A 15094-nucleotide genomic window follows, 5' to 3' on the forward strand; every position below is an offset into this window, starting at 1 on the left:
ATCGCTGGAACAAAATGGGGAATACAGCAATATTTGAAAATGGACCGTATTGAGGAATTGGTAAGGGAATCAGAAGCAGCTTGAAAACATGAAATCAGATTCAGGTCATCAGAGAAAGTGCGAAAGATTCTTGACACTATCTTGTAATTTGTAAATAGACCATACTGAAGGCGACATGAAATCAGATTCAGGTCATCAGAGAAAGTGCGAATAATTCTTGACACTATCCGAAAAATCCTTGACACCAATCAAAATCTATAATTATTCTACTTTATATTTATTTACCTGATTGCGGAGATTGTTTAAATAAAAGTCAATATTAGAATCAGTAAGTAAATACTTATCATTTGTAAGAGATTGAATAATAAAACTATTAATAGAATGAGAATAGTGAGTAAGATCCGTATAACTATCCAAACTATGAGTGATATCTTTTTCAGATTGAAAGTCGTATATTTTAATATTCTTAAGTTCCTTAGTTGATTCAAAAATGTACTTCTTAAACATGAACGCATCTTCAAGCCACCCTTTTTCTTCAATGTCTTTCCAGGCTAAGATTGAATAAGGGGGGAAAAAAACAATGAAGTGCATTTTCGGATTGTTCTGAACAAGAGATAGAAGATTAAAGTCAAAGCTTTTCTTTAAAGTATCAAATTTATAATTTTCAGATTTATAATCCGTATTGAAGTTTTCTTTTCTTGATTCCCACTCTTTAAGTACTTGTTTTTTTGAAAACTCAAGGTTTGCATGCCAGGAAAACGCTTCGTTTAAATCCGTACTGCGACTCCCGGTACTGTTTGCGTACAGTATTCTTGCACTTTGATACAATAGATTTCTGATATCCGATAAATACTTGAAATCATCAATCAATCCGTCCTCATACAAGTAAACCGGAAAATTTGAAACTCTGTGAAATTTCGATGGTGTGCCGGAAAATGAAAATATGTCTAATCCATAAATAATAGTCTTTGCCTTTTTTTGCTTGATTGCATAACTCATTAACAGGTTAAACTCATGAGCAGTTCCGCCGGCCAAAGGTACTTTCAGAGAATCCGTCTTTAAAATTGAATCGACTTCATTTTTTACAATATTCTGAACCATCGAGGTCCCGGTCACGATACAGTCGTATTCATAGTTTTTAATAAGTCCGCCGATTATATATCTTGCTTTATCATTATCATAAGAAACCCTGTAAAAACCCGCCTTGCGAAAATGTTGAAAAGGATCAACAATAAAATTTATTAGATTTATGGCAATAAACATTAAGCAGGTTATTAGAAATATATTTAGCAGGTTCTTTTTATAAGGCCCCATATTTCATCCTAAAAATTGACGTAAACAAATGTAGATGATTTAGATAAATGAATTATCCCGAGTATCAGCAGAAAAGACACAATAATTTGAGTACGAAAATTAGGTTTGTAACTTATCACCAATTCATTAGAATTTTTTGAAGAACATAAAACTATTATTGAGACAACCACCAGGAAAAAAAATTTATTGTCCATGCTTACTTTTTCAAATCCGCTCATTCCGGTCATTCCCTTTAAGACCCTCACGGCATCTTCCCACTTGTTTGCTCTGAAAAAAACCCATGTATAGTTAATGAAGATAAAAGTAATTAACCAGGCCAATACCCTATTAATCTCAAAGCCTGCTTTCTGCCAGATTCTATGTACGGTCATTGCAATCCCATGCATAGCTCCCCATATTACAAACATCCAGCTTGCTCCATGCCAGAGACCACCAATCAGAAAAACCGTGATGAAGTTAATATAAGTCCTAAAATTACTGGTCCTGTTACCCCCTAAAGGGATATATATTTGGTCCCTCAAGAAACTTGTTAACGTGATATGCCACCTTCTCCAAAAATCCTGAATGTTGATGGCCTGGTAGGGAGAATTAAAATTAAAAGGCAATCGAATATTAAACATCATTGCAATTCCCAAAGCCATATCAGTATACCCGGAGAAATCAAAATAAATTTGCAGTGTATAGCTTAAGCTGGTAATCCAGGCATAGAAAAAAGGCAACTGCACCGAACTATCAAAACCTGGATTCGCATATGTGGCAAATGTATCAGCTAATATAACTTTTTTAACCAACCCTATTGAGAACAAAAAAATCCCTGATGAAATATGCTTATAATCTAAAAGCTTTGCCCTCAAGTTATTAAATTGCGGCAGCATTTCTCTATGATGTATGATAGGTCCGGCCAGAAGACGAGGAAAAAAAGTTATAAAAACAGTAAAATCAAGAAAGCTTCTTTCGGTTACTTCTCCTCTGTAAGCGTCAACTAAATAAGCAATTTGAGTAAAAGTAAAAAAACTGATTCCCATCGGCAATGCTATCTGCAGCAAGTCAAGACGTGCACCGAAAAAAACGTTAATATTTGAAATTATAAAGTCGGCATATTTAAAATAACCGAGCAGGGCGATATTCGTAACGATACCAAACAACAACAATAATTTTCTATTTTTTCTATTATTGCCTTCATTTGACAGAGCAATCCCGACCCGATAGTTAAGAAATACTGAGAAGAGAATCAGCGGCACATAGTAAATATTCCACAGGGAATAAAATAATAAATTAGCTAACAGAATCCACACCTTCCCTGCAAGCAATAATCTCTTATAATTCAGATAAAAATAAAGCGTCAGAGTAACAGGAAGGAATAAAAAAATGAACCCGTAAGAATTAAAAGATATTTGTTGGAGGGCTGTTAAAGAAGAAAATGATTCGTACATTCTGTATATCGAGCACGATTATTTTTAATTATAGTATTTTTTTAAAAAACTGATCTTTTCTATTTTCTGCATTTTTATAATAGCATTTCTTTAATTTTGTATTTTAAAATTGTGAAATTTGTGCCGACGAATGCGTGCTTTTTGCCGTCGATCACGGTTTTGTTGCCAACAGAGGAGATTGTATGTAAGCCATCCGGATATGGACCGCTTCTGAAGGGTTCAAGAACTTTTATCTGTTCCTCTTTATATTCATAGGGAGTGAGTTCAAGGACCCTGTTAATTATAATGCGTTTGCCATAGTACTCGGAATTATCCTGAGATGGACGGTATAAGTTACCTTCAATAACAAAAGGGGTACCTGCCGGACGGGCTGACCTAATATCAACTTTTACCGGATTAGCCGCATGCGGCCTCCATGGCCCCGTGAGGGCTTCAGCATACCATATGCAAAGATTATCATATTCATTTATTTCTTTATCCGAAGCCATAAGCCACCAGAAATTTTCATGATAAAATACAGTGCTGTCGATTGCAGCAAAATTCGGAATAAGAGTAACAGCCTTTATCCATCTTTCAGGAAACTGCAGAGCTTTATATAGGGCAACCTCACCGCTTTGCGCTATCTCCGGGATACAGTAGACCTCATTTTTATATTCCAGTAAATACGGATACGACATATGAAAAGGAGCATCGATTACTATCTGAGGATGAGAATCAGAATCTCCGTTTATATTTATCATGGAAATGCAACCCTTGGAATATCTATAGTTGTATTCTTCAAAAAGAATAGTCATCACGTTGCCGCGGCATACAGCAAAGGGGTCTGCAAAAAATAAATTTTTGGAGGGAGCCGGCAGCCAGCGGACGTGAAGTCCTGATTCCTGCCGGATAAAATCGCTTATTGAATTATCTGCAATTCCGATGTTCCATTGTTCGTAATAGCAAATGAAGTTATAAAACCTGCGAAAAAAATATTTTATGGTCTTCAGGAAAAACAAAACCATCTGTATATTACTGGGGGCATAATATATTTGGGCCGACGTCTTGGAGGGTTCGGCTTCAAGATAGTCAGCCTTGCCGTTATATATATCTATACATATTTGGGCAGGCCATCCCGTACTCCTGAACAGCGCTTCATCAAGGTTATCGACATACGAAGTCTTAATCGTTTTGAAAAAACCTTTTTTGAGCACAATGCCTCCGTCTAATCTGTCAGTAAGTCTCTGTAACATTGCCCCGGTTACATTATCGTCTTTGTAAATTTCCCAGAAACATGGAGGGGCGCCACGGTAGTTTGCTTCGTCATCATGATGAAACGACCAGACACCATAACGGGCAGCATGCAAAATTCCGCCGCGGATAATATTGAAACCAAACCTCAGAATAAAATCCAGGTCATGCCTCTTTACCTGAGAAATATCAGATTCGTTGAAATATTGAGAAAATTTGCCCTTTCTTATTACCCTGCAATGTATGGCAGGCACATGCGACAGGGCAGCGGAAAGATCAACAGATTTTAAAGCATTTGATCGCCTGTTAACAAAAAAGAAACTGTATAGGCTCCAGATTTTTGTCAATTTTTTCAATTTGCTCCATTTTATTAAACTGGCCCCGTGATCATCATCTATTATCAGCAGTCCCAGTTCAACATTCTCCATCTTCATCAATTTTTCCAAACACTGTGCTTCCCATGCCGAGAGCTTAGTCCCGTTACACATAATTCCAAAACGTATCGATCGTTGCGTTCCCTTTCCTGCTCCATTCATAAGAGTAATAACCCTGACCCTTTAATCACAGTAAACAATTGCTTCATGATTGTTTTAAACGTCGCCATTAATTGATTCTTTCACCAAGCACGGTAATCTTCACAACACTTTTATCCGCTTCCGTTTCGACTTTTAATTCCGATATATTTGTATAAGCCCCGCCCCGATTGATAGCAACGATCTCTATATTATTATTGGGATATTTTAAGTTTAACCATGACTTAATAGGATAATCATTTAAATAAGAAACAGTATGTACCCTTGGAATTTTGTCCTTTGGAGAAGAAATAGCCTGTGGGAGATTATATACATATATGGTAGCATTATCAGGCAGCTTCTCTACTATGCTGGAAAGCTTATCAAAAAACATTACATATAAATTAGATGCAATTTCCCACTCTCTATATTTCTTCACAAGGGGAGAATATATAAAAAAAGAAATTAACATGCTTGCTATTATCACAGAACTTACCGCCTTAGAGAGACTGTTCAGTTCTTTCTTTCCGGCCTTTTGAATCATCGATTGAAGGTTCCCGACAAAAACAACAGACAGGATAGCGCTGAAAGGAATCACAGAACTATAAATATTAGGATGGGTAAATGTCAGAGTTGATGAATAAATACCAAGAGTAAGCAATAACCAGATTAAGCAAAACCCTGTGAGCCTGCCATGTGCTGAGTTAATAAGGAAGCTGCTCAGATTATTACGCTGATGGGCTATCATTAAACAAATTAAGGAAAGAATAAACAAAGTGGAAAACAAAAGCCTTAAAATAAACTCCCCATTATTCTCGAAAGGTAAAATATAGCTGCCTTCAATGGCACCGGTGAGTAGATTTAGTTTTCCAAGAAGATAATCTTCGTTCATGAGGTGCTTAGTGTAGGGGGCAATGACGGGGGAAGCTGATATTATGGTTAATGATAATATTGCCAGTATCGCAAACGATATTTTAACGGCCTTGATTACTCCCTTACAGTTATGATTCTCTGTCCCGAATATTCTCTTTTTATAGGACAACAGAAAACAAAATAGAAATAACAGGGCGATTAGAGAAGAAACTCTATATCTGAGTATATTGAATAACGAGTTGAAGATCAGGAAATCCAAGGGATACAGTAAATCCGAGACATAAGTTGCAATTATCTTGAAGATTGTCAGGATTGTCTTAGACATTCCAGCTGATTGATTAAATAATGTATGGTGTCCTCCTAAACCATGCAAGACATAAGTCCGCCAGAGAAGGTATATAAAAGTCAGAAGAAAAAAAGGTACGCATTTTTTTATTGTATGAACTAACCTGCTCTGCAATGATTTATTTAAAGAAAAAATCATCAAATAGGCAAAAACCAAAGGTAAAAATATAATTGCTATCTCCTTGCTTCCAAGCGCTATTGTATAGGAAAGCATAGAGGCAAACAAGAACATCTTCCTGTCTGATATAGAGTGAAGATATTTTAAAAATAAAAAGAAGGAAAGAATGATAAATAACGTTGCTATAGTGTCTTGCCTTCTGGCGATTCCCGGAACGACTTCAACAAGAATAGGATGGGTAGTGAAAATAACAGCAGCCAGCCACGCCTTAAATTGTTCACCCTTTGTCAAAAACCGTATCAGGAAAAAAACAAGAATAGAGACTAATATGTGTGTGATCAGATCGGTCAAGTGATAACCGAAGGGATTTAGTCCCCATATAAAATAATCCAGGCTATAAGATAATGTTGCCACAGGTCGATAATATTTTGCTAATTCCACAAATTTAGTGTTGCTCATTAGCGGTTCGGTAAGGACCTTGATAAAATCATGAGCTGATTGAATCCGGCTTGTCTCAATTAACGTCAAGGAATCAGTAGTTGTAAAAAAATAATCAAGTATGTAACTATAAGTTAGAAGGGTAATCAAGACAATTGAGATTATTATTATGGCAGTGACAAGTCGATGATGAAGAATTTTGTATATTTCCATTAATAGCAGCAGAATTTTATCACACGCTTAAAATATTATCAAAACGGGGTCTTATTATTGCATCGCACAAGTGAAGAACCGTCAGTCCCTAAGCGTTTATCTTCTGTGGACGTTTTTCGGGGCATCACTATTGCCGGAATGATTCTTGTAAATAACCAGGGCAGCCCCCACAATATTTATTATCATCTGAGACATGCAAAGTGGGATAAGTGGTCGCTTGCTGACCTTGTTTTCCCCTTCTTTTTGTTTATTGTCGGAGTGGCCATACCATTATCCCTGTCCAAGCGTTCAGGGGGGGAAGAAAACAATAGAAAACCCCTGCTCAATATAATAAGACGTACTATAATTCTCTTCGGACTCGGACTCTTCATCAACAGTTTCCCTTTTTTTTCTATTTCAGATATTCGTATTCCGGGTGTTCTCCAGCGTATTGCTTTGTGTTATTTCTTTTCATCGCTCATAGTTCTAAATTTAAAAATAAAAGGACAGGCAATTACTGCGGTTTTTCTATTAACTTTTTACTGGGTGCTTATGAAATTTGTTCCAGTTCCCGGTTATGGAGCCGGTGTCCTCACTTCTGCGGGGAATTTAGCTGCTTATATCGATAACCTCCTTATGCGCGGTCATATGTTAGAACCTACATGGGACCCTGAAGGATTACTTAGTACTGTCCCAGCTATCGCTACGACAATAGCCGGCGTCCTGGCGGGTCACTTGTTATGCTCATCATGGGGCCATATGAAAAAAATAACTTTACTTTTGAGTTCCGGCATTGCTGGATTGCTGGCAGGATTGGTTATGGATGCATGGTTCCCAATTAATAAAAACCTTTGGAGTCCTTCGTTTGTTATCTTTACAGCAGGTTTTGCCTCAATTTCCCTTTGTGCATGCTACTGGCTTATTGAGGTGAAAGGTTCCCTAAGATGGGGGCTGCCTTTTATAGTTTACGGTAAAAATGCTATTGTAGTGTATGTACTTTCCAGTATCTTTGAGCAGCTTACACATGTGTGGACACTAACCCAATCTGATGGTTCCGCGATAAAATTGAAGGATTATATTTTCGAGAAACTCTTTTCTTCCTGGGCCAGCCCTGTCAACGCATCGCTCGTTTATTCAATATCTTATGTTTTACTCTGGATGGGATTCGCGGCAATTTTGTACCGCAAAAGAATTTTTATTAAGATTTAGCCAAATATCTCAACACACAGTCAAAAAGGAGATAATGGAATGAGTGAAAAAAAATCGAAATCGAAATATTTGTTATACAGTGCAATCAACTTTTTCGTACCGCTTATTTTACTACTCCTTGTATTGGAGCTGTCTGCACGCATTGTCTACTTCCAGCAGAAAAGTGAATATAAGCTGGGAGTATTCTACGGTATTGAGAAAATCAGGAATAAGATAACCGATCTTTCAATATCAAAAGTCAATGATATAAAGTCCAAAGAAGATATTAAAATGAAAAAAGTAGTTGAAGATATGGGTTTTACAGACATTATTAAGAAAAGAGGATTTAAATACGTAAAATACAATTTGGTGCTCAGGTTATATTCAGAAGAAGGAACAGATTTATTAAAAGAATATGAAAAGCAATACGAAGACAGTTTTAAAGCCTTAGTTAATGAAGCGCATAAAATACATTCTAAGCTGATAGTGCTCTATCCCCCTATGTATAGTAAATACACTGATGACTTAAATATTAAAGATTTTGAAAAGTTCAGCAAGAATCGCAGAGAAGTTAACCGTAAATTTTATAATGAATTAACCCGGAAATATAATGTTGATTACTTAGACTTAACCGAAGAAATTACGAAATATCCAGATAACTGGGTGACCCTGCTGCCGGAAGATATTCATTTGTCAAGGTTTGGAAATCAGGTTGTTGAAAAAGAAATCGCTGCGTATATTGATAAATTTTACGACACTTATCGAAGCGATGTAACTTTTCAGAACCGGCCCGAGATACTCGGGTATTATAGACCCAATCTGAATGAAACTTATGAAATCATACCGGATATGCCATTTCATTTTAGAACAAATAAACAAGGTCTTAGAATTGATTACGATCTCACCTCTCCCAAAAAACAGCAAAGGATATTAATCCTGGGAGATTCTTATACCTATGGTCCTCATTTAGCAAGCCGCGATGCATATCCGAACCTGTTAGACAGAAGATATAAGGATAAGGAAATTATAAATGCCGGAGTTGGCGGATTTTCAATTACAGGCGAGGCCTCATTATTATTGGAAAAAGCAAAGTATATGGAACCGGATATTATAATCTTGCAAGTGCTTGATAATGATTTAGAAGGTTTCTTTTTTATTGTAAAGGACGAATTCAATGAATTACAAAACTTAACGTTGTCTCCTTTAGAAAGAGACTATATGAAAAAAGTAAGGGATTCATTGACCGAGGGCGTTAGAGGTCAGCTTTATTAATTCATAAATAGTTGCATATTTGTCATGTAGAAGTATCTTTGGGGTGCTGTAATTTACCACCGATAATCCTTCAGAATTCAAAACTACCTCCACCGTGTCTTTTGCCTTGTGATTTACATATACAAATAAGCGCCTGGCTGACTTTGGATCTGGCATCGCAGGCAGCTTATGTAGCGCAAAGTAATAATCAAAATTAAAATCCAGCCAATCACCAATAAACAAAACCCTGTCCCCTGGTACGATATTGTTCTTTAGAAAAATAGCCGTATAATCAGGGTCCTTTAGTGTCCCTTTTCTTTCATAATACGCTTCTTTTCTTGCCTGAACTTCACTCAATCCCAGTGACAATACAAGAATAATAGACAATATACTAAGCACTACCGACCTGATATTCCTGTATTTCGGCTCTATAAATCTTGCCAGAAAATAGTATATACCGGAAGAAGCTAATCCTAAATATAGCGGCAGCAAAAACAGCCAGACTCTTGTAAAAGGAATTACACGTTGAATTAATAACACAGGAATGAGCCAGAGAACTGATGCTATTATCGGTATACGATGTACGCTCAGTCGGCTGTGGAAAAACAATGAAATAAAGAACCCACTTACCAAAAGGAAGCTTATAAGAAAAGGTATCCCTTCGTTCCACTCTTTCCAGGTAGAAACAATAATCGGTGGAAGTTTTGATATAAAAATTGACCAATCTTTTGGAACAGCATTATAAGTGAATATCAGTGACTTTAATCCAGAGACAATAATTACAGGAGAATATAAAATAGAAGTTAGAACAAAAGTAATAATTACAGAAATAAATAAATTTATTAATAATGTCCTCTGATTTAACTTTGTATCTTTCAATATACCTGACAGTAACAACCAAATTATTACTATTCCATATGGATACAGCATGATCGGGATCGTATAAAAACCAAGGGCAGAAATAATCGCAAATAACAGCCATAAAAACAAATTATCATTTTGCTTTAAGTATGCTGCAATTACAATAATAAGCAGGAAAAAAAGAACCAGCAAACTGTATCCTCGTGCAGCAATGGAAAAATAGATAAGAGGGTCGGAAGTTGCAACAAATGCTGCTGTTAAAAGAGCGGCATACTTGTTGTAAAAACTGCGGACGAATAAATAAGAAGCCGGAACTAAAAGTATTCCCGCTATAAGCGCAGGCAGACGAATCGCCCAAGGCTGTATGCCAAATATCCTATACGATATATGGGCTAAGAGTGTATGAAAAATGTGATTGTTTGCAATAGGATAATTTGTAAGCCCATAACTTAACGGATTCAAGATAAACATGGAAGTGCTTACACCCTCATCGTATTCCATAATTTTAAAAAAGACGAGATATATCCTGATAGCAGCCGCTATAAGAATGATAGCAAGGAGACTGTATATATGTACTCTATCTCCTTCTTTCATTTCATCCTTGAAATTCTGGATCATTTCATCTTTGAAAGAAGAAAAAGATATTAATACATTAGAGAAAGGATGCATAAAAAGGTATCGTTATTGCAATAATATTTTTGGAAATGACCTATTAATTATAGGCAAGCAAATTATAATTATCAATAACTGATAATGCCAGCAAAATAAAATCTAAGGACGATTACCTGAAAAAGAATGCGCTCATAAAATAAGCTTGCTGGTTAATTAGCATTAAGTCCTATGAGCCAAAATAATTAAAGAGTGCTGGATATAGATTATTATGAGGTAATCTAAAATCTTACTCGTTTCTTACAAGAAGTGAAAAAGAGCCGATTGTTTGCCTGATTTCGTAGTGTTCCATTATATACTCATTTAATACAGGCGCCCATGTTTTACGTTTTTGCATTTCTAACGTTAACTCCGCAATTATAACTCTTACGTTTTTTTCTTCTATCAGTCTTATTACCTCTCTCTGTCTTTCTTCCGATTTCAGGTACTCCCCGATAAAGGCGAACTTTTCAAGAGGCTGACGACCTGTTACAAAAAGGTAAAGCTGGTAAGAGCCCGGAAAAGTAAATATATATTCATTTTCCTTTGTCAAATCTTTTATAACATCCGTTATCTTATGAAAGTTATCAGCATACTTATTTGTAGTATAAACATGCAATCTGGAATCAGACATATAAACAGGGTTTGTAAATCTTATGAAAAAAGAACCATTTATAAATACATCAGGGATAATACAGCTAAAAAGAATAAAAGGTACAAGTATGAAATTTAATCCACCGAGTGATGCTAAGTGCATCATTCGAAGTTTTTTAAGATAGCTACTTTTATTGTTGAAATACCTTGCAATGAGGTATACGTCAATGATTAATACAGGAGACAAAATCATGCCTATGCGGCCAACCCCGGGATACATAACAACCTGATTTAAACTCATGCACCCAAATAAAAGGACAATTAAAAGCTTTTTATCTTTTGCATTAAAATGCCAGCCCTCCCTTTTTATTATAATGAGAACTATACTTATGAAAACAAATAAATACAGGACGAACGGTAAAAATGCTCCGATATATTTTTGAATCGCTATCAAATTCAATGAAAATATTTGACTTACAGGGGGAAGATCAAAGTATAAGCTTTTCATGGCAGCAGAATACCCAAAAGTTTGTCGATATGCTTCATTTAGAGCAGAGTTTGAAAAGAGATATAACATCAATGGAATAAATCCAGCTATGACACCATAGCTAAGGTAAAAGAAATTTGTTGGACTCATCATTATCTTGGATGAATCAATTATCTTGCCTTCCAGTGATATAGATTTCAAAAATTCCACAATGACAGCCGCTATAAGAAAAAAACCGAACAAATCAACTCTAAATACCAATGTGACAATTGACGCTATTCCACAAATAAAATAAAATATCCTGCTTTTTGATGAAACCATTTTTATAAGAATAAAAATGTCCAGAAGCAGAAAAAAAACAAAAAAGCTTTTGTGTAAGACCCCTGGAACAAACCAAAGCAGTAATGGCAAAATACAAGCTATCCTGCGTGAAACAAATTCGGTACCAATCAAATAAATAATAAGACAGTTTAATGCACGCAGAATACTCCATCCAACCATGGCAGATGAAAGTGACACCCCGAACAGTTTGAAGAACATAGCAGTATAAATGTATATCCCAGGCGTATAGAGTATGCTGAAATCCCTGTAGAAAACTTCTCCCTTTAAAAACTTTTCAGCACCTACCGCTATCATCCCCCAATCACCTTCTATAACACCATATTGGGCATAGCCAAGATAATAGAAAAGCGACATGATGAAGATCGCCAAGGAAGAATAAATTTCTTTTTTGATATCCCTATCTTCTGTCATCAGAAAAATTTCCTAATTTAATTTTAATAATTGTACGCTATCAACTGTCAGACAAAAAGTTGATGATTAATGGATAAAAGAAAATAGAATGTTTCTGAAAACTTTCGTAAGCAAGGAACGCTGCATAACGAATGAGAATAAGCTGAAAAAAACGCTGAAAAAAAACACTTTCTATGTTCTCATGGTTTCTGATGAATTAAATTAATATGATGAGCCGCATCGTTTGTAACATAAGACGATAAGAAGATGCTTGACAATAATCTATGCCCTTCCTCATTCCAGTGTATATCGCCAGGGATAAAATATTTTGCTACAGTAAGCTGATTCTCTTTCTCACTGTTATTTGATCTTATAAAGTAAGGGAAATAATTAAGAAATTTTACATTATGCTTTAAAGACCAATCTTTCCAGAAAGAGACATGGATATTATTTAAATCATTACTTAATACTTGGTCAGGCCATGGATAAATTGCAATGGTCATTTTTATATTACGCTTCTCCAACAAGTCATACAGCATATTCATATATTTTTCCATACTTCTCAGGCCATTAGCATATCCATGGCGATAATACATGCTTAAACCGCTCTCCCCATTTACGCTGTTTTCTAATAGAAATGCCGGCTTCGGGGGAGATAATCTTTTTTCTTCATCCGTGGCGGAGGATAATAAGCTTTTGACTTTATTTTTCATATAAAACAGGAAAATACTATTATTTTTAATTAAACTACCTAATGTCATATTTGCTTCTTTGGGCATTGAATCGATTCTATTATCGGGTTCCCCTTTGATATTACCATCATTCCCTAATTTATATGATAGTTCATTGCCTGCATCACCAAAGTCAATAAAAACAACTAACTCATCAAACTTTAATCCGACTTCTTCAAGTAAATATTTGGTTTTTCTCCAATAAATAATAGGGCTGTATGAAGCAACTCCTGCGTTAAGAACCTCAATTCCTTTTTTTGATAGTTCGGTAGAGATCAACCCAACGAATGTGTTTGGATATTCTATTCCATTACCTTCTGTAAACGAATCACCAATAAATAATATCCGTTTGCTTTCAGAATTAATAGATATTTTCTTGGCAGATCCATTCTTGAAGCCAAGTGAATCCGTAAAAACGCGGTAAGTTATGTTGCCCCAACTAGCATTATCAACCGACTTATTCTTTGCCAGGTCATGATGATATATTTCCGAGTAAATTCTGAAAGATTTCTCCGCAGCTATTTTATTCTGAATGTTTCTTTCGTACCACGGATATCCAAAGATTATCTTATATGTTTTTGCGATTGTAACATCTAAAACAAAACAACTAATTACGACAAAAAATAAAACGGTTTTTTTAGGATGTCTCAAAAAGAAATTGCTTTCTGCTTTACCGTTCATTATTAATAAAGTACCACCCTAATAGACTATTATACATACCATCTGATTATCAAACGATATTTTATTCAGAAAGTACATCAAATTGAACGTAAGATAACACAACAAGATATTTTATAAATTCAATTTATTCAAGTTAGATATTTTATTTTACTTTAGTGCAAATCTCAATGCTTTCTTTTGAATTATTCCGATAGTATGACAAAAAGTTTTCGGCGATTAATTTATGCCCTGCCTCATTCCAGTGCACATCTCCCTGAATAAACATTTTTTCTAAAAGTAAAATATTATCGCTTTCTCTATTATCCAACTTTATAAAACAAGGAAAATAATTCAGAAAACCAACGCTTCTTTTTTTTGCCCAATCTTTCCAGAAAATCACTTGAATTGAGTCCAAATCATTATTTACTATTTGATCCGGCCATGGATAAATGGCAATAGTCAATTTAATTTTATGCTGCCTTAACAAGTTATCTAACGAATCCATATAAAAAGCAGCAATGTCTAATCCGCCTTTTCCATATTCCCTGAACGTGTCAGCGTCTACCGTCCACAGGCTTCTCTGCTTATGGAGGCCATATTTGTTTTCATAATGTTGCTGTTTTTGTGTAGTATCAAGAGAAGGCAAAATAAAATCATATATTTCACTTAAAATAAAATATACTATCAAAGAATTATTCCTTATAATATTTTTAACTAATTGCTTTTCACCATTTTTATCCTCATCAGTTCTTTTATGTTCTTTATCTATTGCGGTATTTTGTTCGGATGATTTGGAGTAGGAAATTTCGTCTCCGATATCTGAGATATCAATGAACACAATCAATTCATCAAATTTCAAGCCGACATCCTCAATAAGATATTTTATCTTTTTCCAATAGAGACTGGGACAGTATGAACATACGCCAGCATTTAGAACTTCAATACCTTGATGTGATAAATCATTTGAAATTACTCCTGCAAATGTATTTTGATACTCTACCCCGAGTCCTTCAGTAAACGAATCTCCAATAAAAACGATTCTGTGATTATTAGATTTCAAGGGCGTATCAATTGCATCTTTATTTCTAAAGCCTAACGAATCAGTTAAAATTGAATATCTTCTGTTTCCCCAAATCGCGTTCTTTACCGAAATTTTTTTCTTGAGATCATGGTGATAAATGCCCGATTTAGTCCTGCAAGTTTTCTCAATACGTTCCGCCTCTTTCTCTGCTCGTTGATAAAAAGGATACCCGAAAATAACCTTGTATACATTCGCAGATGTAACGTCAAGAGACATAATAACTAAAATTATTGCAACAATAATTGTTGCCTTAGGATTTTTTTCAAAGAAATTTTCGTTTCTTATATTCATCTTCGTCTCTTACTTCAAGCAAGGAATTATTGAAAAACAAAGGTATCGTTCTGAATTTAATAAAAAAACCCGGAAGTTAAAGTACTGCAAATTCAAGATCATAGATTTCAACTTA

The 15094-nt window shown here is 35.2% G+C and carries 10 protein-coding genes; 2 read left to right on the forward strand and 8 right to left on the reverse strand.

Going from position 1 to position 15094, the window contains the following annotated elements; genetic code table 11:
• Positions 1-261: 261 nt before the first annotated feature.
• The 4 genes from HZB61_06540 to HZB61_06555 all read right to left on the reverse strand — a co-directional run bounded on the left by HZB61_06540 (position 262) and on the right by HZB61_06555 (position 6266).
• Positions 262-1314: a hypothetical protein gene (locus HZB61_06540; protein ID MBI5056251.1), complete on the reverse strand. Its 1053-nt coding sequence runs from the start codon at positions 1312-1314 to the stop codon at positions 262-264.
• 8 nt (positions 1315-1322) lie between these two features.
• Positions 1323-2747 (reverse strand): MBOAT family protein, encoded by a 1425-nt coding sequence (locus tag HZB61_06545; protein ID MBI5056252.1) that lies wholly within the window; start codon positions 2745-2747, stop codon positions 1323-1325.
• Positions 2748-2821: 74 nt separating this feature from the next.
• Positions 2822-4411, reverse strand: a complete 1590-nt coding sequence (locus tag HZB61_06550) for a hypothetical protein (protein MBI5056253.1) — start codon at positions 4409-4411, stop codon at positions 2822-2824.
• Positions 4412-4580: 169 nt separating this feature from the next.
• Positions 4581-6266: a hypothetical protein gene (locus HZB61_06555; protein ID MBI5056254.1), complete on the reverse strand. Its 1686-nt coding sequence runs from the start codon at positions 6264-6266 to the stop codon at positions 4581-4583.
• A 348-nt stretch (positions 6267-6614) separates the two neighbouring features.
• Between HZB61_06555 and HZB61_06560 the strand changes: the two genes are divergently transcribed.
• Together HZB61_06560 and HZB61_06565 are read left to right on the forward strand one after the other, a co-directional pair.
• The gene (locus HZB61_06560; GenBank protein MBI5056255.1) at positions 6615-7664 is read left to right on the forward strand and encodes a DUF5009 domain-containing protein; all 1050 of its coding nucleotides are present in this window, start codon (positions 6615-6617) and stop codon (positions 7662-7664) included.
• 39 nt (positions 7665-7703) lie between these two features.
• Positions 7704-8915: an SGNH/GDSL hydrolase family protein gene (locus tag HZB61_06565; GenBank protein ID MBI5056256.1), complete on the forward strand. Its 1212-nt coding sequence runs from the start codon at positions 7704-7706 to the stop codon at positions 8913-8915.
• On the opposite strand, the gene HZB61_06570 is transcribed toward HZB61_06565, so the two are convergent.
• The 4 genes from HZB61_06570 to HZB61_06585 all read right to left on the reverse strand — a co-directional run bounded on the left by HZB61_06570 (position 8880) and on the right by HZB61_06585 (position 14979).
• Positions 8880-10349: a glycosyltransferase family 39 protein gene (locus HZB61_06570; protein ID MBI5056257.1), complete on the reverse strand. Its 1470-nt coding sequence runs from the start codon at positions 10347-10349 to the stop codon at positions 8880-8882. The two genes, HZB61_06565 and HZB61_06570, sit on opposite strands and share 36 nt — an antisense overlap.
• 304 nt (positions 10350-10653) lie before the next feature.
• Positions 10654-12237 (reverse strand): hypothetical protein, encoded by a 1584-nt coding sequence (locus tag HZB61_06575; protein MBI5056258.1) that lies wholly within the window; start codon positions 12235-12237, stop codon positions 10654-10656.
• Between the two features lie 179 nt (positions 12238-12416).
• The gene (locus HZB61_06580; GenBank protein MBI5056259.1) at positions 12417-13628 is read right to left on the reverse strand and encodes an SGNH/GDSL hydrolase family protein; all 1212 of its coding nucleotides are present in this window, start codon (positions 13626-13628) and stop codon (positions 12417-12419) included.
• 142 nt (positions 13629-13770) lie between these two features.
• Positions 13771-14979 (reverse strand): hypothetical protein, encoded by a 1209-nt coding sequence (locus HZB61_06585; GenBank protein ID MBI5056260.1) that lies wholly within the window; start codon positions 14977-14979, stop codon positions 13771-13773.
• Positions 14980-15094: the final 115 nt, after the last annotated feature.

The organism is Nitrospirota bacterium (genome assembly GCA_016214845.1).
Taxonomy (GTDB): Bacteria; Nitrospirota; Thermodesulfovibrionia; order UBA6902; family UBA6902; genus SURF-23.

What these genes read in the sequence shown, in the direction of transcription:
- HZB61_06545 (MBI5056252.1), bottom strand. Translation starts at nt 2,747, where the DNA reads ATGTACGAATCATTTTCTTCTTTAACAGCCCTCCAACAAATATCTTTT.
- HZB61_06575 (MBI5056258.1), bottom strand. Translation starts at nt 12,237, where the DNA reads ATGACAGAAGATAGGGATATCAAAAAAGAAATTTATTCTTCCTTGGCG.
- HZB61_06570 (MBI5056257.1), bottom strand. Translation starts at nt 10,349, where the DNA reads ATGAAAGAAGGAGATAGAGTACATATATACAGTCTCCTTGCTATCATT.
- HZB61_06540 (MBI5056251.1), bottom strand. Translation starts at nt 1,314, where the DNA reads ATGGGGCCTTATAAAAAGAACCTGCTAAATATATTTCTAATAACCTGC.
- HZB61_06585 (MBI5056260.1), bottom strand. Translation starts at nt 14,979, where the DNA reads ATGAATATAAGAAACGAAAATTTCTTTGAAAAAAATCCTAAGGCAACA.
- HZB61_06565 (MBI5056256.1), top strand. Translation starts at nt 7,704, where the DNA reads ATGAGTGAAAAAAAATCGAAATCGAAATATTTGTTATACAGTGCAATC.
- HZB61_06580 (MBI5056259.1), bottom strand. Translation starts at nt 13,628, where the DNA reads ATGAACGGTAAAGCAGAAAGCAATTTCTTTTTGAGACATCCTAAAAAA.
- HZB61_06550 (MBI5056253.1), bottom strand. Translation starts at nt 4,411, where the DNA reads ATGAAGATGGAGAATGTTGAACTGGGACTGCTGATAATAGATGATGAT.
- HZB61_06560 (MBI5056255.1), top strand. Translation starts at nt 6,615, where the DNA reads ATGATTCTTGTAAATAACCAGGGCAGCCCCCACAATATTTATTATCAT.